Below are 22,594 nucleotides of genomic sequence, written 5' to 3'. Positions count from 1 at the left end.
AATCAACAGCAGACGTTTTTAATTACAGTATAAAATACTGGTTATTAAGTGTAAATATTTATGGATATTATCCGATAACTAAGCGCGCTGTCTGTCTACTCCGCTGTTCAAGAATAATTTTTTTGCCAACTGTAACGCGGTTTATTGTTGGTTCATCATAATGACGAATAGTGACTAATTCGAGCCCTTGATTGTATTTAACGGCGTAGTCATCCTGAAAATACGCTACTAAAGCTTCTAAATTAATTCGAGATTGATCAACTATAAAAGAAAAACTTACCGCAGAGTTTTGCATTAAGTTTATTCTAATTTTTTGTTGATTTAAGTAAGCGAAAATATGCTCGAGATTTTCTTCTACAATGAACGAAAAATCTTTCGGTGTAAGTGAAACTAAAACTTGATCTAGCTTAAAAATAAACGATGGTATATGATCATCATATTCAATTGATTCTTGAATGACCGAGCCTTGTTCAGATGGGTGGATGAATGACTTAATATGCAGCGGAATTCTTTTCCGTTTTAAAGGTTGGATTGTTTTTGGATGAATGACAGAAGCACCAAAATACGCGAGTTCAATTGCTTCTCGGAATGATATTTTTTCAAGTAACTCTGTGTTATCGAAGTATTTTGGGTCAGCATTTAGCATGCCGGGAACATCTTTCCAGATGGTAACGTCGTTGGCATCCAAACAGTACGCAAAAATTGAAGCTGTAAAATCTGAGCCTTCACGTCCTAATGTTGTTGTTTCTCCTTTAGGGGTGTGCCCCAGAAAACCTTGTGTTATAATAATGTTCGTTTCATTTTTTATTGCCTTTTCCACAGCAGTTTGAATTAAAACTTCAGTGACTTCCCAGTTTACCCTGCCTTCTCTCCAACGATTATCAGTCCGTACTGTTTTACGAGCATCCAACCATGTAGCATTAAACGATTGCGACTTCAGGTATTCAGCGATTATAGTTGTGGACAAAATTTCTCCCAAAGAAATGATTTGGTCATAGTGAAAATCATAATCTCCAACAAAGTTCGTTGAGCAATAATTTGATAAGGTTTGAAAGAGGTTGTTTACTTTGTCAAAAACAGGAAGGTTTTGTTTTTCAAAGAGCTCATTAATGATGGTGAAATGAAAATTCTTTAAATCAAAAATTTGGTTTTCAAGAGCACTTTTGTCTTGCTTTGCATATAGTTGCATAATTTGTTCAAGCGCGTTGGTAGTTTTGCCCATTGCACTAACTACAACAATTAAATCGTCTTGACTATATTCCCGAATAATTTCACCAACATTTTTAACCGATTCCGCATCCTTAACTGAGGCGCCTCCAAATTTAAATACTCTCATCACAGAATTTTTTTGCGAATTTAAGTTCTTTCTTATTAGGATGGTTAAAAACGAATAAAAATTCAAGTTTTATCACAACTCCGAGTTAATTTGTGAGATATCGAATACTCAAATCTATTCAATGCCTTGTTTTAAACTGATTTAATTATATTTACATCAACGTGAATTGTTTAGCAGAGTGGGCATTATTTTATTTGATTTGTCACTTTACAGATTGAAAATCGTTTATCCTACATAAACAAACACAACCTAATAATTACGCTATGAATTTTTATACCCCTAAACCGTATTTGTTTCTTTTTCTGTTTTTTTTATGTTCGATTGGCCTCAGTCAAGAAGATTGTGATAATGGGATTGATGATGATGGAGATGGATTAATCGACTGTCTCGACCCTGATTGTATTGGTGATGAGGATGCTTGCCCGGCGTTTTCATTTCCAGGAAGTTGTCTGCCTATTGGCTATATTCCTGATATTACAGGTACTGAGGGAGGGTATAAACCTGGTGGGTCTGTTGATGATGTTGAAATAGCAATTCCCGCTGCTACGAATAGAGCCTCAATTATTATACAAGGTGTTTATCAGCAAGCGCCAGTTGATGCAATGACAGGGGTAAATGACTTAAATCATGCGCAGGAAAGAATTGTTTGGGGCAGGGTTGAGTTTGATTTGGATAAAGAAGAGTCCTCAGGTTGGGTTGAATATGCAGTTAACAATCATGAGTCGAAACGTTATTCATGGGTTGATCAACCGCTTAGCCCAGCATCAACTGATACCTATACTCGCGTTGGTCATGATTTTGATGAATTACTAGATTTTGAATTCGTATTTGACGTGGATGGCGGTAATATCGTATTAGGTTGTGATGAAGAGGACATAGATATTTCGTACTATACTATTTTTTATGGAAATTTTGACTCTCAAAGTTTAACCAGTATTCCTGGTGCTGATCCAACGCAATATCCAGTGTATTACGATGCTGGTCCCGATCCAATTAACCTTACGGCTGATGTAGATATGTTGTCCGGAGCAGATGCGCCCGATTATATTCAAATTCGTGCAATTGGTATTAATCAAAATCGACGAGGTAATAGTGGAGTTTTGGTTCAGGATACAAGAGAAGAAGCGATGTCAATTAAATATATTATTATCGATTTAGCCACAATGACTGCTTCAGGGAATATGACTGTCAATAACGGAAATATTCCAGCCATGAATTCTACCTTTACTTTTAGTGATTATGATGTAACAAGTGGTTTGTCAATTGTGGATGATGCTACATTGCTCGGAGATTCGGACGGAAATACAACACCACCAGACCAGATAGCAGTTTGTGATATGACGCTGGAAGTAACAGGTGATGTATTGACAATGACAAGGAGTGATGAGCATGGTGCCGATTTTAACGAGATTTATTATGTTGAGTTTTTAAGATATTCTGACCAACCTTACACATCAAGTTTCTATTTGACCCAAAATGCCTATAGTGGTCCCGAAGACATCAGTTTCGATCCGGGTCCTACCAATGATGGTGTCAGCGTAGATGGGTATGTTGATTTTACAATTCCTCAAGGAAGTAAAAGAGGTTATCTTGAAATTCGTGCAAATGGATTATATAGCCCTTATTCATTAGCTTCTTTTGAAGGTCCAGCACCTTCAAATACAACGCGAACAAATGGGAATCAAATGTATGCTTTTACGGAAGTTAATTTTGACCTTGAAGAAACAACAGGATATTTTGTCACCATTACAACTTCTACTGAACAACAGTTATATGCTTGGCAAGAAGTGCCGATAGATCCTTTTGTTGATATAACCGACTTGGATATTTATGGGCAGCTCCCAAATAATGACGAACGATTGAATTTTGAAATAATCGAACCAAATACCTTTCGTGTTCATATGGAAAATGACAAAATTGCCTATGAGCGTATCTTGAACATGACTTTTATGGGGTCAAAAGTCAATTTAGTTTACAGTACTTTTGAACATAATGATGAATTAACAACTGGTTGTGATAGTGTGCATTTTGATATGGAAATTTGTAATTCAGGAGGAACAGATCTAACACTTCCTGTTCCGGTCTCGTTCTATACCGCAGACCCTACTACGGATCCCACAGCAATTTATTTACAAACCGAAATTTATGATTTAGATATCGATCAAGGTCAATGTGAGACATTTACTTTTGCTATTGATATCAGCAGTTTGGGAGGAGCTTTAACGGGTGATATTACAATTGTATTAAACGATGATGGCAGTTTTGCTGGTGCACCTGGAGAAGTTATTCCTACAACCTTTGATCCAGAGGATTTGGGAGATCAAGATAGCCCGGTTCTTGAATGTGAGTATAATTTCAATATTATTACATCAGATTATGAATTGACACTGCCTCCAGAACCAACAATAACTTTTAATGAAGATCTTTTTATAATCTGCCCTACCGATGAAGTCACAATCACTTCCGAAACTGATGGCACTTTTGGTGACCTCAACTACGAATGGTCACCAGAGGGTGGAGATGAGAGCGAAACAACCGTTTCTCCTGAAGTGACAACTTGGTATTATTTAACGGTAACTGATGAGTGTCATACCGTGAAAGATTCTGTGAAAATTGAGATTGGAACTGTGGATGTTTCTGAAATTGACATAACAGAAGCGGAGACTTGTCCAGGTGTGCCTGGTGTTTTAGGAGATATTACCATTATTCCTGATAATCCTGATTGGACTTATACGCTCTCTGGAGGAGGTGATGTCTATGGTCCAACTGGGGATCCTTATTTTTCGGACTTGACAGGTGGTGTTTATTACCTTTTGAATATTGTTGATGGAGAAGGATGTTTCTTGGATACCACCATTTATGTTGGTTTAGGAGATAATGAAGTCACCGCAGACTTTGTGATGGATAGTCTTCGTGATGTTTCTTGTTTTGAGGCCGGTGATGGCGGTGCATATATTACAAACATCGAAGGTGGAATTACGCCTCCTTATAATGTTATTTGGTCCAATTTAGGTGGTCCCTACGACATAGAGACGGGTGTTCCTGTTGGAGGCGGTGACGAAATTGATAACCTCTATGGTGATACCTGGACAGTGACCGTACTTGATGAAGAAGGTTGTGCTTGGTCGCATGTGTTCGATATTTTTGAACCGGATGAATTGACAATTGAAATTACGTTCAATAACCCTTCTTGTTTTCAGTTTTCTGATGGTTCGGTAACGGTGAATGCTGAAGGAGGTAACGACGGAAAAATATATGAAATTAGAAACAGTGAGAGTGAATTGTTAAACGAGGAGAATTCGAATACCGCTAACACGCTACCTCAAGGGACTTATACGGTAACCGTAACGGATGAAAACGGTTGTACAGCATCGGGTGTAGTAGAGCTAATTCACCCTGATCAACTGGAAATTGACACGACACGAATTAATCCATTGTGTTATGGGTTTGAAACAGGAATTATGAGAGTAGATACCGTTTATAATTATACTGGTGACTTCGATCAGGTTTCTTATTTCTGGGCGCCAAATCCTACAGGTATTAACGGTATAGGAGCGAATGAATCAACGAATTTACCAGCAGGAGATTATGTATTAACGGTCAATGATGAAAATGGGTGTTCAAAATCTTTTGACTTTACTATTACGCAGCCTGACTCCATGTATTGGTCTGAGTTAAATACTTATCCAGCTTATTGCCGTTTGCATGAATATCAATCAGGTAATGGAGTGCTCGAAGCAGCAGTTTCTGGAGGAACACCGGACTATCATTATCAATGGGATAATATTGATGATGAAACATCAACGATCAATACAACTTGGGGAGGAAGAAATCCGGGGAATTATCGCATAACTGCGGTTGATAAAAATGGTTGTGTTTTGATTGAAGATATAGTCCTTGATTCGGTATCACCAATTGCAGATTTTGATGTAATTTCCGATCAACTAAATGCAGACTTAAAAGGAACTGCAGTGGTTGATGTTGAATTTGTTAATCAATCTCAATATTTTGCTAATCCTTTTAACCCACTTGCAGATACCACCTTCTTTTGGAACTTGGATTATGATAATATTGATTGGGTGATTTCTCATGATTATTTTGAAACATTTGATACGACTTATGGAATTGGAGATATTTATAATGTCTGTCTTGTAGCCACTAATAAGAATGGATGTACAGATACTACTTGTAAAGAAATAACAGTGTTTGACCCCTTGTTATTTGAGCCCGTAAACGTGTTTAGTCCAGATGGTGACGGTATTAATGATGTGTTTACTTTTGTGCATCGATCGCAAGCAGTAGACCTGTTTAATTGCGTAGTGGTAAATCGTTGGGGGAATGTCATTCGAGAATTTGACAATGTTGAGGAAGGTTGGGATGGTACCAATAAAAATGGGTCCCCAAGTAAAGATGGAACTTATTTTTATTCTTATTCTGGAGTAGCGGACAATGGGGAGAAATTTGAAGGTCAAGGCACAATAACTTTAGTTCGAAAAGAATAATGAGTGGATTAATTCAAACTCGCTTAGAAATCCAAAGAGCGCTGAATAAAGAAAAGTTTAGGCGTGATACAGTGGCTCAAATAAATAAAGACTTGAATGAGACGGGAAGTCTATTTATTGAAATTGATAAAAGTGATTTAGTGCTCGATAATTTGATAAATGAGTTGAGTATTTATATCGCTCGTTTAGCAGCATCTGAAAAATTGTCGCAATTTATTTACCGGGTTGATTTGCGAGAAGATGATTATAAAGAAAATCTCATCTCACAAAATTGGACGGAATTAGCTTTCTTAGTCATTCGGAGAGAAGCCCAAAAAGTTTATATGCGTAATCACTTTTTTTAGTACGAAGCAAAACATAGACAATAATTTTAACTAGATTGGCCGTAAAGATTCATTTTTACACAAGATTATCGCGCAAATAAAATTACATGTTCATATAATTTATAAATTTGTAATATAAGCGGAAATTGAACAAAATAATGGACAAATTTACATTTGTCGGAAATGGTGACGTAAATGCCATTGACGATCTTTACGAGAGGTACAAAAATAATCCAGAATCAGTTGATATTGAATGGGCACGATTTTTTGAAGGTGTCGATTTTGCAAAAACGGACTTCAGTGAAAATGGAGAGGGTGGAATAATTCCAGAAAATTTTCAAAAAGAGTTAAGCGTACTTGCGCTAATAGATGATTATCGATTCAGAGGACATCTATTTACACGAACAAATCCAGTTCGAGAAAGAAGAAAATACGCTCCTTCATTGGGTATTGAGAATTATGGATTAACAGAGGCAGATCTTAATACTGTTTTTCAAGCAGGTATTGAAACTGGAATGGGACCTGCGACATTAAAAGATATCATCAAACATTTGGAAGATACTTATTGTCAATCTATAGGTATTGAGTATGCTTACATTAGAAGTTCAAAACGATTAAAATGGTTGAGAGATAAAATTGAATTAGACAATCGTCCAACCTACTCCGCAGACAATAAAAAAGAAATCTTCACAAAATTAAATAACGCTACAATATTTGAGCAATTTTTACACAAGAAGTATGTTGGTCAAAAACGATTTTCTTTAGAAGGAGGTGAAGCGTTAATCCCTTGTTTAGATGCGCTTATTCAAAAAGGGGCAGATCTTGGTGCAAAAGAATTTGTTTTGGGAATGGCACACCGAGGTAGATTAAATACGTTGGTGAATATCATGGGTAAAAATTACGAGTCAATTTTTAATGAATTTGACGGTAAAGAATTTGATACCGATGACTCTTTTGACGGTGACGTCAAATATCACCTAGGATACTCTAACAACATTAAAACTACCAAAGGGCATGACGTTCGTTTAACACTAGCACCAAATCCTTCACATCTCGAAGCTGTTGCGCCAGTGGTACAAGGTATTGTGCGTGCGCGAATTGATCACGATTATAAAAGTGAGGATGCTGTAGTTCCTATTATTATTCATGGTGATGCCGCAATAGCTGGTCAAGGAATTGCTTATGAGGTAACGCAAATGGCATTGTTGGACGGATATCGCACCGGCGGATCGATTCATATTGTAGTGAATAACCAAGTTGGGTTTACAACTAATTATCTTGATGGACGATCGTCAACCTATTGTACGGATGTTGCAAAGGTTACTCTATCGCCTGTATTCCATGTCAATGGAGACGATATTGAAGCGGTTATTCAGACGATTCAAATTGCAACTGAATACCGACAAAAATTTCACAAAGATGTATTTATAGATCTATTAGGTTACCGTAAATACGGACACAATGAGGGAGATGAACCTAAGTTTACTCAGCCAACCCTTTATAAAGCCATCTCAAAACATCCAAGTGTTCGAGAAATTTATTTGTCACAACTGATAAAAGAAGGGGTTTTAACCGCTGAAGATGGTAAGAAATTCGAAACAGAACATTCAGACTTAATAGACAAAGCTTACGATCGATCAAAGAATGATAAAACAGCTGAAGTTTTAAATTTTTTAGAAGATGCTTGGTCTGGATTTCGACATGCTAAATCTGAAGATTTCAATGCTTCTCCTATAACTGCAGTTGATAAAAATAAAGTTGTTGATCTTGGAAAGAAAATGACAACCCTTCCAGAAGATCTCAAATTTTTTAGGAAAATAAAAAAACTAATTAATGATCGTGCAGACCAAATTAATCGAAACGAATTAGATTGGGGGACTGCGGAAATGCTGGCTTATGCAACATTACTAGATGAAGGCCATCAAGTGCGTATTTCTGGTCAAGATGTGGAAAGAGGTACATTCTCTCACCGTCATGCAGTTGTGAAGACAGAGGATGATGAACAAGAGATAATTACACTAAACAACCTTTCTGATAAACAAGCTGAATTTTCTATTTACAATTCATTATTGTCGGAATATGGTGTTTTAGGATTTGAATACGGTTACTCGTTAGCAAACCCAAATGGTTTAACAATTTGGGAAGCTCAATTTGGTGATTTTTATAATGGAGCACAAATAATGGTAGACCAGTTTATTTCATCAGGTGAAGATAAATGGTATGTCCATAGTGGTTTAGTGATGTTGCTTCCTCATGGATATGAAGGGATGGGTGGAGAGCATTCAAGTGCCAGACTAGAGCGTTTCTTACAATCTTCTGCCGATTTAAACTGGCAAATTTGTAATGCGACAACACCAGCTAACCATTTCCACTTATTGCGAAGACAAATTCATCGAGATTTTAGAAAGCCATTAGTTTGTTTTTCACCAAAGATGTTACTAAGGTATCCAAAAGCTGTTTCAACAGTAGAGGAGCTAGCTTCAGGAACATTCCAAGAAGTAATAGACGATCCGAATGCTGATCATGCAAATGTCGATACGCTCGTTTTATGTTCGGGGAAGTTTTACTATGAAATGATAGAGAAAGCCGAAGAACAAGGGGTTAAAAATGCCGCTTTTATTCGAATGGAGCAATTGTACCCACTTCCTGAAAAACAATTGGATGATGTGGTAAGCAAGTATAAAAATGTAAAGCAAATGATTTGGGCGCAAGAAGAGCCTGAAAATATGGGGGCTTGGCATTATATCGCACTTAGCCTAAGAAAATACGATTTGATAAATATTTCACGTCGTTCTTCGGCTGCACCAGCTGCAGGGTCAAGCGCTTTACATAAGAGAAGATTGAAAGATTTATTCGATCGATTGTTTGCGCAAATTTCGAAATAGGTACAATTAGAATTATAATACTTTAAACTAAAGAATAACAGAATGTCTGTATTAGAAATGAAAGTTCCCTCTCCGGGGGAATCAATATCAGAAGTTGAAATTGCAACATGGCTAGTTGAAGATGGAGATTATGTTGAAAAGGATCAAGCAATAGCGGAAGTAGATTCAGATAAAGCAACATTAGAATTGCCTGCAGAAGCTTCAGGTATCATTACTTTGAAAGCGGAAGAGGGTGATGCCGTAGCTGTTGGTGCTGTGGTATGTCATATTGATACTTCGGCTGAACCTCCAGCTGGAAGTGAGAATAAGGAAACTGCTGCTCCTGCGGAGGAGCCCAAAAAGGATGATCCTGTTCCCAATCCAGCACCCGTAGCAGAAAAATCAGCGCCAAAATCTGATTCTTATGCTGCAGGTCATCCTTCTATTGCTGCAAAAAAAGTGATGGATGAAAATGGAATTTCTGCGAATCAAATCAATGGTACAGGCAAAGATGGTCGAATCACTAAGCAGGATGTCGTAAGCGCAATGGCTGCTGGATTTTCTGCAAATGACGCACAAGGTTGGGGCGGAACAAGAGAGACGGAACCTAAAAAAATGTCAATGCTTCGTCGTAAAGTAGCGGAACGATTGGTAGCTGTTAAAAATGAAACGGCAATGTTAACTACATTTAATGAGGTTGACATGAAGCCAATCATGGATCTTAGGGCGAAGTATAAAATGAACTTTAAAGAACATCATGACGTCAACCTTGGGTTTATGTCGTTCTTTACAAAGGCTGTAACCGAGGCACTGAATCTTTACCCAGCTGTTAATGCTCAAATTGAAGGGAAAGAAATGATTATGCATAACTATGCAGATATCGGTATTGCTGTTTCGTCGCCAAAAGGATTGATGGTGCCTGTAGTAAGAAATGCTGAGCAGATGAGTTTGGCTGAAATTGAAAGGGAAATAAAACGTTTGGCAATTCGCGCAAGAGATGGAAAAATTGCGCCAGACGAAATGACGGGAGGAACTTTTACAATAACTAATGGAGGTGTCTTTGGATCAATGTTGTCAACACCTATTATTAATCCTCCTCAATCTGCTATTTTAGGAATGCATAATATCGTTGAACGTGCGGTGGTTGTTGATGGAGAGATTGTTGTAAGACCAATAATGTATGTCGCGCTTTCTTATGATCATAGAATTATTGATGGAAAAGAGTCTGTAAGTTTCCTTGTTAAGGTAAAAGAAATGCTTGAAAACCCAGAAAGAATGATTTTTGGAGGTAAAGATCCATTAGAAGTTCTTTTAGGATTGTAGGAATTTGGTTTGATTTTTGATAATTCGTTTTTTCACGTATATTCGTGTTAAACAATAATCTAAATTCGTATGAAAAAATTTTTTCTTAAAGGCGCTATTGCGCTATTGAGTGTTGTAACAATGCTTTCATGTTCTACTTCGAACGAGGTTGCTGGAAAAAGAGGAATTCAAAAAAGAAAGTATACAAAAGGCTACTTTTTTGATTTCAAGAAAAACTACGGCAATTCAACATCAGAAGACGACTTGGCAGACACAAGAAAGCTCCGTGAAACTTCTATTGAAGAGATTCAGGGATTTATTGAATCACAAACATTAAATGACCAGGTGTTAGACAAGGTGGAAGAGGTTGTGTCAGTTAATAATCTTACTCCAGAATACGCAACAAATACTGCTGCTGTTGAGAATTTAAATTCAAGTTTTTCAGATGAAAATGAAAAAAATAATTTTCAAAAAGCTTCAATTCTTAAGGAAGATTTAAAAGAAATAAAGAAGGATTTAAAGTCAAAAAAGAAGCAATTTAGACATAAAAAAGTTGTTGCTCAAAGCAGTGATACCAGCGATGACGAGATATTGTATTATATTCTGGCTATTGTTATACCGTTTCTTGCTGTTGGTTTAGTGACTGATTGGGATATTAGTCAGGTTATAATAAATATTTTACTTTGTTGCTTGTGTGGTTTACCAGGAATAATTCACGCACTCATTGTAGTTAGCAAAAATGTATAAATTGAATTGAAAAAAATTCTTAGGATATTAATAATAATAGGGCTGTTGGCTTTGCCAATGACCCTATTTTTATTACCGGCTAATTTTTTTGATAGTGGCGTAAGTTTATGCCCTTCTAAGCAGTTTTTGAATATGGAATGTCTGGGGTGCGGATTAACAAGAGGTGTCCAGCATGCAATTCATTTTGAATTTAATCTAGCATGGGAATATAATAAACTAACATTTATAATATTACCTATTCTAATTTTTTATTGGCTTCATTTATTTCTTTGGGTTGTCTACGATTACAACTTGTATGGCGTTTGTAAATCATTTGTAATTAAGAAGTAAGGAAAAACTATTTCAAACGATAAATTTTGCCTGGTAAAGCATCAATATTTCCCTTTAGTTCAAGGTTGAATAGGTGTAACGATAATTCACTCATTGTCATCGCGACGGCTTCGGATAAATCATCAATATGTAATTGTCCATTTGCTGTTTTAAGTGCCTTACATACTTTTTCTTCATCATTAGTCATGGCGTCAAATAAGTCGCCTTGAATAGGCTCGCTCCGATCATCAATTTCCCAGCCCATTATCTCATACATGTCTTCTGCACATGTAATTAAATGGGCCTTGTCTCTTCTGATTAAATTATTGCAACCTGCCGAATAAGGTCGATTAACATCTCCAGGAAAAGCAAAAACATCTCTATTGTAGTCATTTGCTAAGTTCGCTGTAATTAAAGATCCGCCAGATTCAGCACTTTCAACGACAACCGTGGCTTGACAAAGCCCTGCAACAATTCGATTTCGTTTAGGAAAATTTGAAGGGTCACCAGGATAATAACTCATAAACTCGGTGACTAGTCCTCCGTTTTCCATCATTTTTTTGGCCAATGATTTATGGGCTGCAGGATAAATCAGTTCAAGCCCATGTCCTAATACTGCAATGGTCGATAAATTATTTTGAATAGCAGCTTGATGGGCTTCTTTGTCTATCCCATGCGCTAAGCCACTAATAATTTGAACATTTCTTTTTGCTAAATCTTTTACTAAATCGGCGGTTAATCGTTTTCCATAAGGTGTGGCTTTTCGTGTGCCAACAATAGCAACATTTTCTTGATTGAAATTAATAGCGCCTTTAGAATATAGTACAATTGGAGCGTCGTCGCAAAACTTTAATGCCGGCGGATAATTTAAATCTAAATAATAATGAAGTTGAACCTGATTTTGTTCCATAAAATCAACCTCTTGTTCGGCACGTGCTAAGGCAGCTTTACGGTTTAGTTTTTTAACCTTCGATAACCCAATAATTCCAAATGAAGCAATCTTCTTTTCACTGGCATCGAAAAATGCTTTTGCTCCTCCTAAATAAGCAACTAAAGTTTTGGTTTTAACTATACCGATTGCTTGTAACAAGCTCAATGCTATCTTATAAACTCTTTCATCCACCTCTCAAAAATACTAAAAATGATTAAATAATAGTCAAAACACTTTAAAAAATAGATGATAAAATAATCATAATCGACATACACAAAAAAACGACGCTACCATTATGGGGTTTGTTTGGGCATGACAACTAAAATCTAATCTATTTTGAAAATTCGATTTAGATTTCAGTAACAGGCATCTTTATAACTGATTGTTCCGGCATATCATCATATTTGATGTACCATGGAGACTAAAAAAAGTGCAAATACAACATGGAAATCAACTAGAGCTGCTTTTATTCAAAAAAGGAGAGGACAAGAAATTCTCACATAATGTAACGAAGCTGAGTCGTAAACATTCTTGATGATATTGATCTATTCAATTGAAGGTGAGTTAGATTCGTTTTTTATTGTAGTAATCCGACTCAAGCTAAAATGAAAATTGAGGGAATTGTAGTATTGGCATGATTTTTTGCGGGAATTTTAGTAATTTTGATTGAGGTTAAAAATTAGATTTCGTTTAATCTCGAAAATGAAAACTTGTACATGCTAAAGCAAACACTAAGTCAAAAATTACTTCAAAAGTTGTCTCCGCAGCAAATTCAACTCATGAAATTGTTGCAGGTTCCTACTATGGAATTGGAACAACGAATAAAAGAAGAGATTGAAGAGAACCCAGCTTTGGAAGAAGGGAAAGAAGAAGTTGATGACTTGGATAGTCATGAGGATGATTATGATGACAGCGCTTCAGATAATGAAGAGTTTGATATCAATGATTATTTGGATGACGATTTACCTCAGTATAAGACATCTGTTTCAAATGCAGGAAAGGATCAAGATGAAAAAGCTGTTCCAATTTCGGGAGGAAAGTCCTTTCATGAAATACTGGAAAACCAGCTGATGCTTCGTAAATTGACTGCTGATGAAAAGAAAATAGCGGAAAATATCATTGGAAATATAGATGATGATGGTTATTTAAGAAGAGAAATTGAGGCAATAGTTGATGATTTGGCCTTTAGTGCAAACGTTCAAACAACAGAAGAAGACGTTGAGGATGTTTTATTTGTTATTCAGGATTTTGAACCTGCGGGCGTTGGTGCGCGTGATTTAAGGGAGTGTTTATTGTTGCAGCTGGAGCGTAAGCATCATGGAGATATCGCGGTTTATACGGCCAAAAAGATCATTGAAAAAGCATTTGATGAGTTTACAAAAAAGCATTATGACAAAATAAAAGCGAAATTTGAAATTGAAGATGAGGATCTTAAAGACGCCGTGGATGTTATTGTTCGGTTAAACCCAAAACCGGGAAATTCTTTAAAAGAGTCTACAAACTCTAAAAATATACAACAAATCATCCCAGATTTTATCCTGACGGAAGATGAGGGAGAGCTAAGTTTGTCATTAAATGGCAGGAATGCACCTCAGTTGAAGGTAAGTAAAGCATACGAAAATATGCTGAGAAGTTATTCCGAAGGTGCAAAAAATACGAAATCTGATAAAGAAGCTGTGCAATTCGTAAAGCAGAAACTTGATTCGGCAAAGTGGTTCATTGACGCTATACAACAAAGACAACATACTTTAATGTATACGATGAAAGCAATTCTTGATTACCAAAAGGAATATTTTTTGTCAGGTGACGATACAGATTTAAAACCAATGATTCTAAAGGATATTGCTGATATCGTGGAAATGGATATTTCGACAATTTCGCGGGTTGCTAACTCTAAATACATTCAAACGCCTTACGGGATCATGTCATTGAAATATTTCTTTTCTGAATCTCTATCTACTTCTTCTGGTGAAGAGGTGTCTACCAGAGAAGTGAAAAAGATTTTAAGTGATGCAGTGGACAATGAATCGAAGAAAAAACCATTAACCGATCAAAAATTAACTGATTTATTAAAGGAAAAAGGGTATAATATCGCACGAAGAACGGTGGCTAAATACCGAGAGCAATTAGATATTCCTGTTGCACGATTAAGAAAAGAACTATGATTTTGAAACAGTTTTTTTCTGCTATTTCTTATATTTTTCACCCTTTGTTAATGCCGTTATTAGGAATTTATCTTTTATTGATGATTCCTACCTTACCAGTTTCGTTAAACCCTCTGGATACGCTCTATTTGTACCCTGAAATGGTAAAGCAATATTTGTTTATAGTTTTGGGAATTTTAACCTTGTTAGCTCCGGTACTCAGTTTGTTTATCATGAAACGGAATAGAATTATTGGGGATTATTATATGATAGATCGTAAACAACGATTTTATCCTTACATCCTCATTTTATTTTATTATTTCTTAGCGTATTTTTTTGTGCGACGGCAATTACCATTGGATTACCAGCATCCGGCTTTAATGGGTTTTTTATTTGGTTTATTTACGGTAGTTTTAATTGCGTTTGTGATTAACTTTTTTACTAAAATAAGTCTGCATGCTGTTGCAATTTATGGTGTTTGTGGCGCCTTAATTGGGTATAGTCAAACGCAAATTTCACCTGTATTTTCCGAGTCACCTACTAATTTATATATGATTCTTTATTTACTTGGTGTTGCAGCCATTGTTATTGGAGCTAGAGCTTATTTAAAGGCGCATAACCTGCTGGAATTATTTTTGGGAGCCTTGGTTGGATTGGGTGTCTGTTTTGTTTGTGTAAAGTTTGGAATTTATTTATAGAGAGTCAATTATCTGCTAAAAAGGTAAGTTCACAGAATTATTTCGTAAAATTGCTTGATTCTTAACGATAATCGAATGGATCTGTCTAATTTTGTTTGCTAACCGATAATTAATAAATGATGAAATTAAAATATACAGCGTTTGTATTTGGAATAAGCGGATTTTTATTTGCTTGCGGACTTGGAAAAAATGGTGAAAAGTCAACAGGGTTTAATCTTTTTTCAATTGAAAAGGACAAAGAACTTGGGGTGCAAGTTTCGAATGAAATCGCCTCTGATCCGGCAACATATCCTATTTTAGATTCAGCTTCTAATGTGGCAGCTTATCGTTATATTTACGGTATCCGAGATGCAATTCTAGAAACTGGTAACGTCATTCATAAAGATGATTTTGCTTGGCAAGTAAGAATTATTGATAACGATTCAACCTTGAATGCCTTTTGTACACCTGGAGGATATATCTATTTTTATACTGGAATTATCAAATATTTAACCAATGAAGCTGAATTGGCAGGGGTAATGGGTCATGAAATTGCCCATGCTGATATGCGTCATTCTACAAAACAAATGACGAAAAGTTTTGGTGTAGAAGTGTTGTTGAGTGTTGCACTTGGCCAAGATAGGGAAATGCTAAGACAAATTACATCAGGACTGATTGGTTTAAAATTTAGCCGATCGCATGAAACTGAGGCGGATGAAATGTCAGTACATTATTTATGTGGAACAAAATGGCCTGCTGACGGTGGTGCTGGTTTTTTTGAGAAAATTGAAGCACAAGGTGGCGGACGTTCTCCTGAGTTTTTAAGTACGCATCCTAGTCCAGCAAACCGAATTGAAAATTATCATTCTTGGGCAAAAGAAAAAGGGTGTTCTGGGAACGATAATGGTGAAATGTCGTTCAAAGAATTTCAAAGACTATTCTAAAAATTATAACAAATTAAAAGCCTGTGATCAAATATCTGGTCACAGGCTTTTTTATTTCTGCCCTTTGAAAAAGCAATAACCTAGGGCATTTGAACATTGTAATATAATCTTGCATCTCGACCAGGAGAGGAGCATTTTATAAGACAATGCGCTTAGAGGCTTTAAACTGTTGGTCAGCAATTATAGTAACTATATAAAAACCCGATAAATCCGCAGGAAGTTCAATTCTATTACTTCCTGAATACTGTTCGCGGTAGATTATTTGACCTTTTATAGCGGTAATCATAACCTCATATAGTTCATCTTTCGTAGTTTCTATATTTAATTGATGGGCATAATTAAAAATTAAATATTCAGGTGTTTCTGCTAGCTGCTCAGTAGGCAGTATGGTAAGGTTTTTAGCAGTTCTTTCGCCTTCTACTTTTACATAGTTGCAGGCAATTTTTCCATCTTTCTCAAAACGTGCATTTGCTGTGGCTCTAATAAATCGTATAGACAAATCATCATTTATAATAGATACTACCTTGTTATTTCCGCTTGAACTAATTGGGTTCCAATTTTTACCGTCGATTGAAGTGTAATATGTAACATCATTTATTTCAGCATGATTAATAACGTCAAAATTAAAGAGGAGGTTAAAACGTTTATAATTTTTCATTGCTGGAACTTCCTTGGTAATGGTCATTCCATAATCACCTCCGTTTATTGAATAACAAGCCGTTTGTATATTATCAAATTCAATATCATCAAAGACTTGATGGTTTAAGAAATACCAACCGTTAAAGTTTTGACCTGAATTTTGACCACACTCTAAAAGTAGGTCTTGAGTTTGAGCATTTAGCCCAACTATGGCTATGCAGCTGAGGAAAAATAGTTTTATCATGGCGGTTAGTTTATTACATAACTAATCCAACTAAATTTCGTTACAGGTCTTTGATTATTTCTTCTTTAACCAACGGGGCAGTAATAAAGATCCAATAATTAAATAAGGATAATAAGATAATGTGCGCCAAATTAATGCCAATGCAATTGTGGAGATTCCTGCTAAGGCTATATAATCACCTAACATCGCCGAAAACGCTAATTCAGCCATTCCAGAACCGCCTGGAGTTGGTGTAACAAGCATGGCCAACCACATGATTAATTGACGAGCTAAAACCGTTAAATGTTCTGGAAAATTTAAAGTTAAAAAAGCGGCTAATACAAAATTAATAACTAGAAACCTTGAAATCCAAGACCAAATGGTAGTTGCCAAAACAGATGTCCAAAAACGAAAAGATTTTTTACGATAATTGACTCTTGCCAATTCAATCTCTTTGATGAAGTGTAATCCCTTCTTCTTTTTAGATCTTAAAAAAGGTAATTTATAAATCATTTTAATCACCCAAGTAATAAACCTTGCATTAATAAATACACTATAAAGGAGTATAATGGTTATTAATAGTATTACCCCATAACCGATCCAAAAAGCTTGAAGACCAAATGATGAAAAGTAGATTAATTCATCGGGAAATAAAGTTGAAAGTGGGGTGAAAAGAAAGACAAGCGGGATAAAAAGAATGTAAAATAGATTGTCAAAAATAAGTGTAATTAATACCAATGCGGTGGATTGACCAAGTGTGATTTTTTCTTTTTGAAGAATGAATATCGCAACCGCAGACCCGCCAACAACTCCAGGTGACAATGCTGAAGCAAATTCCCAGAGCATTATGGTATGAAAAGATTGTTTCCAAGATAATTGATTTTCTGTTAATAGCCGAATTCGAACCATATATGCCAAATCACGAAATGCCATCATTACCAATCCTCCAACTAAAAAAAGAAAACTGAGTCCACTCCAAGTTAAACTATCAAATGATGCAGTGTTCTCACTCATCTCTCGCCAATATAGTATTCCAACTAGGATTAAACCAAAAAGAATGGCTAGGTAAATACGTTTCTTATTGAGTAGAGCAGGTATTTTGTTTGCTTCCGACACGTTTTATTCTTGATGGAAAATAACTTCAATTCTACGGTTCAAATCTCTTCCCCATAGATACCTATTTGGAGCAACAGGATTCGCAGAGCCGTTTCCTTTATACGTTAGGCGTGTTTCAGAAATGTTTTGTTCAACTAAATAATCAAAAACAGTCCTCGCTCTATTTTCGGATAGAATTTTATTATTGTCCTCAATTCCTGAAGCGTCTGTATAACCATTAATGACCATTTTTAAGGTTGGATTTTGTCGAAGATAGATTGCTAATTTTTCTAAATTTTTTAGGCCAGCGCCAGCTGTTGGTAAATCATAACTGCCTGAAGCAAAATTTAAAGAATCCAGTATGTAATTACTTTTGTTTTTCGCTAACGTATCGGCGTTTAGAAATGTCGATAAATACATGGCCTTTATTTCCTCTATGGTTTTCACAGATTGATCATAACCTTTTTCATCAACTAATTTATCGGAACTATGGGTGGTTTTATCAAGTATTTTAATTTCTATTCTTCTATTTCCTTCACGCGTTGATTTGTAACGATTACTGTAAATAGGTTTTTCTGGACCATAACCTTTATAAGCGATTCGTTCTTTTGGATAACCTGATTCGATTAAGTGATTGTACACAAAAGCTGCTCTCTGTTTTGAAATTTGAACATTTTTGGAATAACTTCCAGAATTGTCAGTGAACCCTCCAACCTCAATTTTTAATGCGGGATCATTGTCTAGAGCGGTTTTTAAATAGACGATATCCGGATTTTCTGATATGTTAGGAAAACTCGTTTTTCCAGATCCAAATTTAACGTTATAAAGCACAATTTGAAAACCCTTAGGAATGGCTTCAGGAACAACTACCAAATGTTCTATTTCGATGTGCAATTGAGTGCTGTCTATGTTCTCAGGTAATGGAGGACATAAACACTTCTGTAATGAATCAGATATTTCAAATTCAGGATATGGTTCAAAATTTTTGATTCGCTCCCGTTGTGTTTGATACCGCGGACTTGTGTTAGCGCCATCGGTACCTAAATCCCAATAATTTACTGCATCCCAGTCAGAGTAATCGCAGAATTGCTTAAGAATTACGGCAGCGATAAAACCTGAAGCATGCCAACCATTCCAACAGTGCATGTAGACAGGACCAACTTCAGGTTGTGTGGCTGCAGCATAAGTGGATTTTAGCATGTCATATACATGCAATGAGTCATAATAATCGCGTTGCTCATAGGTTAATTTGTTAAGCGTTTCATCTATGCAATTGCAGGTATCGCCTAAGGGCGAATTTTCAAAATTTTCTCGGTATAAATAGATTCCTTTTGAAAACCCTTCTTGACACAAACCATGCATTCCATCCAAAGGCAAAGGATTATGATTGTGTCGTTTATTTGTTTTGTGATAATAGTTGTTTCCTCCCCCACGATACGCCACTCCGTGAAGTATAGGACGCATATTTCTTGTGCCGTATAAACTATCAAACCCATCACCTCTATTGTTCGTTATTTTGAACATTAAATCCTTTTCTTGATACCGTTTTTTGTAGAATTCTGAATCTAGATTTACTTTTCCGGGTACGGCTAACAATGAATCTAAGTTGAATTGAGTGCTGTCTTCAAGAATTATAGTTGTTTCTAAACCAATATGTAATGTATCTTGTTGTACATTACGGGTTTGAGAAAAACTTTGAATTACAGCTAGAAATAATGGTATCGTTAGGATTTTCTTAAACATATTACAACAAATTTAGAGTCTTTAATTATTAATAAGGCAAGAGTCGTGCTAAAGTTTTTCACAGGATTATTTGAAGTGCTTCGTAATTTTCTGCTAATTTGTTTTTTAATTTCTGATGACTGTTTTTCGTTATATGGATATATTTAAGATTTTAATACTTTTTTTAAGCCTATCTTCTGCATATGGTCAAGTGGATGAGGCACAGTTCGATTCTATAAGAACAGTTGACAATCAACATTTACTGATTTATAAAAATGGAAAAACTGGTTTTTATGATTTGAATAGTAAGCAGTTTTTACTCGACTTTACAAAGGATAAACTTGTTCATTTTCAACGAGGGAATTTATTAGCACAACTAAATAGAAATGCTATTTTATTATCTAAAATTAATGGTTCGCAACTCGATTTGTTAGGAATTTATTCATTTCGAAAAGGCGTTTTCGTGTCTTTGCTTGAATCTGAAAGTGATTCAACTCAAATAATTGAAATAAATGGTGAGCGATTAATTCATGGGCATGAACGGGATACTATTGACCCCTATTTTTACGATAGTTTTTACACTACTGGTAATTTTGATTTTTTATTACACGATAAGTCAACAGCCTTAATTCAGCATGCTTATTTAGCCCCGTTGAATTTTGATCGTACATTGGAAATTTCCTTAAACCGGGATTTAAATCGTAGTGGAGTCTATGATTTTAAAAAGAAAGAGTGGATTATTGAGCCTAAATATTCAAATATTATTCCTCAGGGGGACTATATAATTGCTACAAAATATAAACGAACCAGCGAACACGATAGTTTGAATGATTTTTTTGGTTGGTTTAGTGATTCATTAACTTATGATATCTATCAAAAATCGAATAAAAAATATGATTTAGTTTTTGCAGATATTGATTCAATAAATTCTCAGGTGTTTGCTAAAGTTTTAGATTATGATAGTATACGATATAAAGCGAAATCACATATTTATAAGGTTTATAAAGACGGAAAAATGGGCTTTGCACAAATTGACTTTCAAACGGTGAAAAACCGACCCTTTAATTTTTCATTTAATTATAAAGAATTGGTGCCATGCAAATATCATTACGGTTTTTCGGTGAATAGGTGCGAACAACTCATCGGTTTTAACGCGGAGCGAATTGATCTATGGAGTGTCGAAATAGATAGAAGTCAGGCAAATCTCGAGTATACGAGTAATAAAGCTTTGTACTATTCAAAATATTTGTCGATCGAAGAATTTGAAAGTAAAGACTCGTGTTTAGTTTATATAGAAGATGATGTAAGAGATGAAGAAATTTTAGTTGGACAGAATTTGTCGATTTGGAGGAATCAAAAGCAAAGATTATTAAATGAACCCAACATTGAGGTTGGCATTGAATTTATCGGTGAGAATAAAGTGCTAATTCATAACTCTTATTTTGAGCCCTATAATCCGTTTAAGGTGCCAATTATGAGCAGTGTTTTTCCGTACGAAGATTCTGTGTTAATTGATGAAGATGGTGTTTTACTCGAGGTTGTATATCCTAAACATGATCAATATACAAGAGCTGGAATATATAATCTAAAGAAAAACGCTTGGCAAATTGCAAACCGATACAAGAGTGTTTATCCTACAAAATATGGAGTAATTGCTGTGGGTTTTGATACTTTAAATGAGGGATTAAATTATCATTTTTATAATCCTGAAGATTCGATTAAATTTAAATTTTTAACCAACGAATTAGATCCAGATGTTTTGGCGAAACAAGTCATGTCAATGGATATGGGAGATGAAATAGATACGATTGTGGAATATCCCTTAAAGACACAGTATCATGGAGTTGAATTGGCTTATTTATATCCCACGACATATTATCCTCAGCAATTCAATGGACAGTATTATTTTCTTAGAGATTCATTAAAAAAATGGCGGCTTTATAAACCGTTTGATATTGAAATGAATATTAATCCTTACGCTTTAACTAGAGCTGTTGATTTTATCCACTACAACCCAAGTTATGGTTATGTTTTTTGGTTGGAAAACGATGCACTTTTTATCGAAGTAAACGGAAAGGTGTTTAACGTTGATACTTTTGAGTCTTTAATTACTTTAAATGTTCAAACCAATTTAGAATCAAAGAATAATTTGCAATATGAGTTAATAATTAGAAGTGAAGACGGGGAAGTCGTGCATAGGTCGGAGGATTATGATCAGCACTTGAAATCAGAATATGTGGTTTTAAAAATGAAAGAAAATGAACTCATAATTAATGAGCCTCAAACGTATGATAATTATTCTAATATGGATGGTAGTTTATACGAATTAGAGTATTCAATTGATGGGTTTGATTATGAAGATTTACAGAATTTTGATATTGAAACATCGACGATCTGGAGAAAAGAAAATGACGTTTGGGAAAAGAAAACAACTGAATATGCTATGATTGAAGAATTGCCATTTGGCTACCTTGTTAAAACTGGTATGAATAAAAGAGTTGTTGATCTTCTAGAAAACGAGTTTTTAATAGAACCTGGGAAATTCATTTTGCTGAATAATGAACTAAAAGCCATGGGTTTTTTTGACTATTTCGATTTTGAAAAAGCAGAAGTCTTTGAATTGGGGCTAAGTCTTTGTACTGCACAAGGGTGCTTTTTTATTGATAATAAAGGACAAGTAGTTACCAATCCTGAGTGGGATGTATTCGAAGTTCATCCTGATGGTCGTCTTAAAGCCCTGAGATACGCGCCTGATGCCGATTATTATTTGGGTTGGGGTGAGGAGCATGAGATTTTTGAAAAGGTGGAGTGGTTTGATTTAAAGTAATAAATGATG

The 22,594-nt window shown here is 35.5% G+C and carries 15 protein-coding genes; 10 read left to right on the top strand and 5 right to left on the bottom strand.

Annotated features, from left to right (window positions below; all coding sequences use genetic code 11):
- Positions 1-67 precede the first annotated feature (67 nt).
- A complete protein-coding gene (locus tag A8143_RS06600; protein ID WP_066757373.1) occupies positions 68-1,336 on the bottom strand; it encodes an aspartate kinase in 1,269 nt (422 codons plus the stop codon).
- 263 nt (positions 1,337-1,599) lie between these two features.
- Here A8143_RS06600 and A8143_RS06595 point away from each other — a divergent pair, with 263 nt between their 5' ends.
- From A8143_RS06595 to A8143_RS17380, 6 genes are all read left to right on the top strand, one after another.
- Positions 1,600-5,838, top strand: a complete 4,239-nt coding sequence (locus A8143_RS06595; RefSeq protein ID WP_066757368.1) for a T9SS type B sorting domain-containing protein — start codon at positions 1,600-1,602, stop codon at positions 5,836-5,838.
- Positions 5,838-6,182 carry a hypothetical protein gene (locus A8143_RS06590; protein ID WP_066757364.1) on the top strand — a complete coding sequence of 115 codons (345 nt, stop codon included), beginning with the start codon at positions 5,838-5,840 and terminating at the stop codon, positions 6,180-6,182. The genes A8143_RS06595 and A8143_RS06590 overlap by 1 nt, the downstream gene beginning before the upstream one ends.
- A 137-nt stretch (positions 6,183-6,319) precedes the next feature.
- On the top strand, positions 6,320-9,046 hold the full coding sequence (locus A8143_RS06585; RefSeq protein WP_066757361.1) for a 2-oxoglutarate dehydrogenase E1 component: 2,727 nt from the start codon (positions 6,320-6,322) through the stop codon (positions 9,044-9,046).
- Between the two features lie 42 nt (positions 9,047-9,088).
- Positions 9,089-10,348, top strand: coding sequence for a 2-oxoglutarate dehydrogenase complex dihydrolipoyllysine-residue succinyltransferase (gene odhB / locus A8143_RS06580; protein ID WP_066757357.1), 1,260 nt, complete (start codon positions 9,089-9,091; stop codon positions 10,346-10,348).
- A gap of 69 nt (positions 10,349-10,417) precedes the next feature.
- Entirely contained in the window at positions 10,418-11,074 is a 657-nt protein-coding gene (locus A8143_RS06575) for a YqaE/Pmp3 family membrane protein (protein ID WP_066757355.1), read from the top strand.
- 57 nt (positions 11,075-11,131) lie between these two features.
- On the top strand, positions 11,132-11,404 hold the full coding sequence (locus tag A8143_RS17380; RefSeq protein WP_066757352.1) for a DUF2752 domain-containing protein: 273 nt from the start codon (positions 11,132-11,134) through the stop codon (positions 11,402-11,404).
- Between the two features lie 7 nt (positions 11,405-11,411).
- Here A8143_RS17380 and dprA read toward each other — a convergent pair whose 3' ends face one another.
- Complete coding sequence (dprA, locus tag A8143_RS06565; protein ID WP_066757350.1) at positions 11,412-12,506, bottom strand: DNA-processing protein DprA; 1,095 nt, start codon at positions 12,504-12,506, stop codon at positions 11,412-11,414.
- A gap of 524 nt (positions 12,507-13,030) precedes the next feature.
- Here dprA and rpoN point away from each other — a divergent pair.
- The 3 genes from rpoN (at position 13,031) to A8143_RS06550 (ending at position 16,079) form a co-directional block, all read left to right on the top strand.
- Complete coding sequence (gene rpoN / locus A8143_RS06560; protein ID WP_066757348.1) at positions 13,031-14,479, top strand: RNA polymerase factor sigma-54; 1,449 nt, start codon at positions 13,031-13,033, stop codon at positions 14,477-14,479.
- 2 nt (positions 14,480-14,481) lie between these two features.
- Positions 14,482-15,156 (top strand): hypothetical protein, encoded by a 675-nt coding sequence (locus A8143_RS06555; RefSeq protein WP_217494788.1) that lies wholly within the window; start codon positions 14,482-14,484, stop codon positions 15,154-15,156.
- Between the two features lie 116 nt (positions 15,157-15,272).
- A complete protein-coding gene (locus tag A8143_RS06550) occupies positions 15,273-16,079 on the top strand; it encodes a M48 family metalloprotease (RefSeq protein WP_245676478.1) in 807 nt (268 codons plus the stop codon).
- Positions 16,080-16,215: 136 nt separating this feature from the next.
- On the opposite strand, the gene A8143_RS06545 is transcribed toward A8143_RS06550, so the two are convergent.
- Genes A8143_RS06545 through A8143_RS06535 form a run of 3 tightly spaced genes read right to left on the bottom strand, consistent with a single transcriptional unit; the run spans position 16,216 to position 19,779 of the window.
- The gene (locus tag A8143_RS06545; protein WP_066757341.1) at positions 16,216-16,962 is read right to left on the bottom strand and encodes a hypothetical protein; all 747 of its coding nucleotides are present in this window, start codon (positions 16,960-16,962) and stop codon (positions 16,216-16,218) included.
- 54 nt (positions 16,963-17,016) lie between these two features.
- On the bottom strand, positions 17,017-18,057 hold the full coding sequence (locus A8143_RS06540) for a lysylphosphatidylglycerol synthase transmembrane domain-containing protein (protein ID WP_066757339.1): 1,041 nt from the start codon (positions 18,055-18,057) through the stop codon (positions 17,017-17,019).
- A 3-nt stretch (positions 18,058-18,060) separates the two neighbouring features.
- Positions 18,061-19,779, bottom strand: a complete 1,719-nt coding sequence (locus A8143_RS06535) for an OmpA family protein (RefSeq protein WP_066757336.1) — start codon at positions 19,777-19,779, stop codon at positions 18,061-18,063.
- A gap of 133 nt (positions 19,780-19,912) precedes the next feature.
- On the opposite strand from A8143_RS06535, the gene A8143_RS06530 reads away from it, so the two are divergent.
- Positions 19,913-22,585 carry a hypothetical protein gene (locus A8143_RS06530; protein WP_139134288.1) on the top strand — a complete coding sequence of 891 codons (2,673 nt, stop codon included), beginning with the start codon at positions 19,913-19,915 and terminating at the stop codon, positions 22,583-22,585.
- Positions 22,586-22,594: the final 9 nt, after the last annotated feature.

It is taken from the genome of Crocinitomix algicola (assembly GCF_001661595.2).
Lineage (GTDB): Bacteria > Bacteroidota > Bacteroidia > Flavobacteriales_D > Crocinitomicaceae > Crocinitomix > Crocinitomix algicola.
This window is presented reverse-complemented; position numbering and strand designations above follow the sequence as displayed.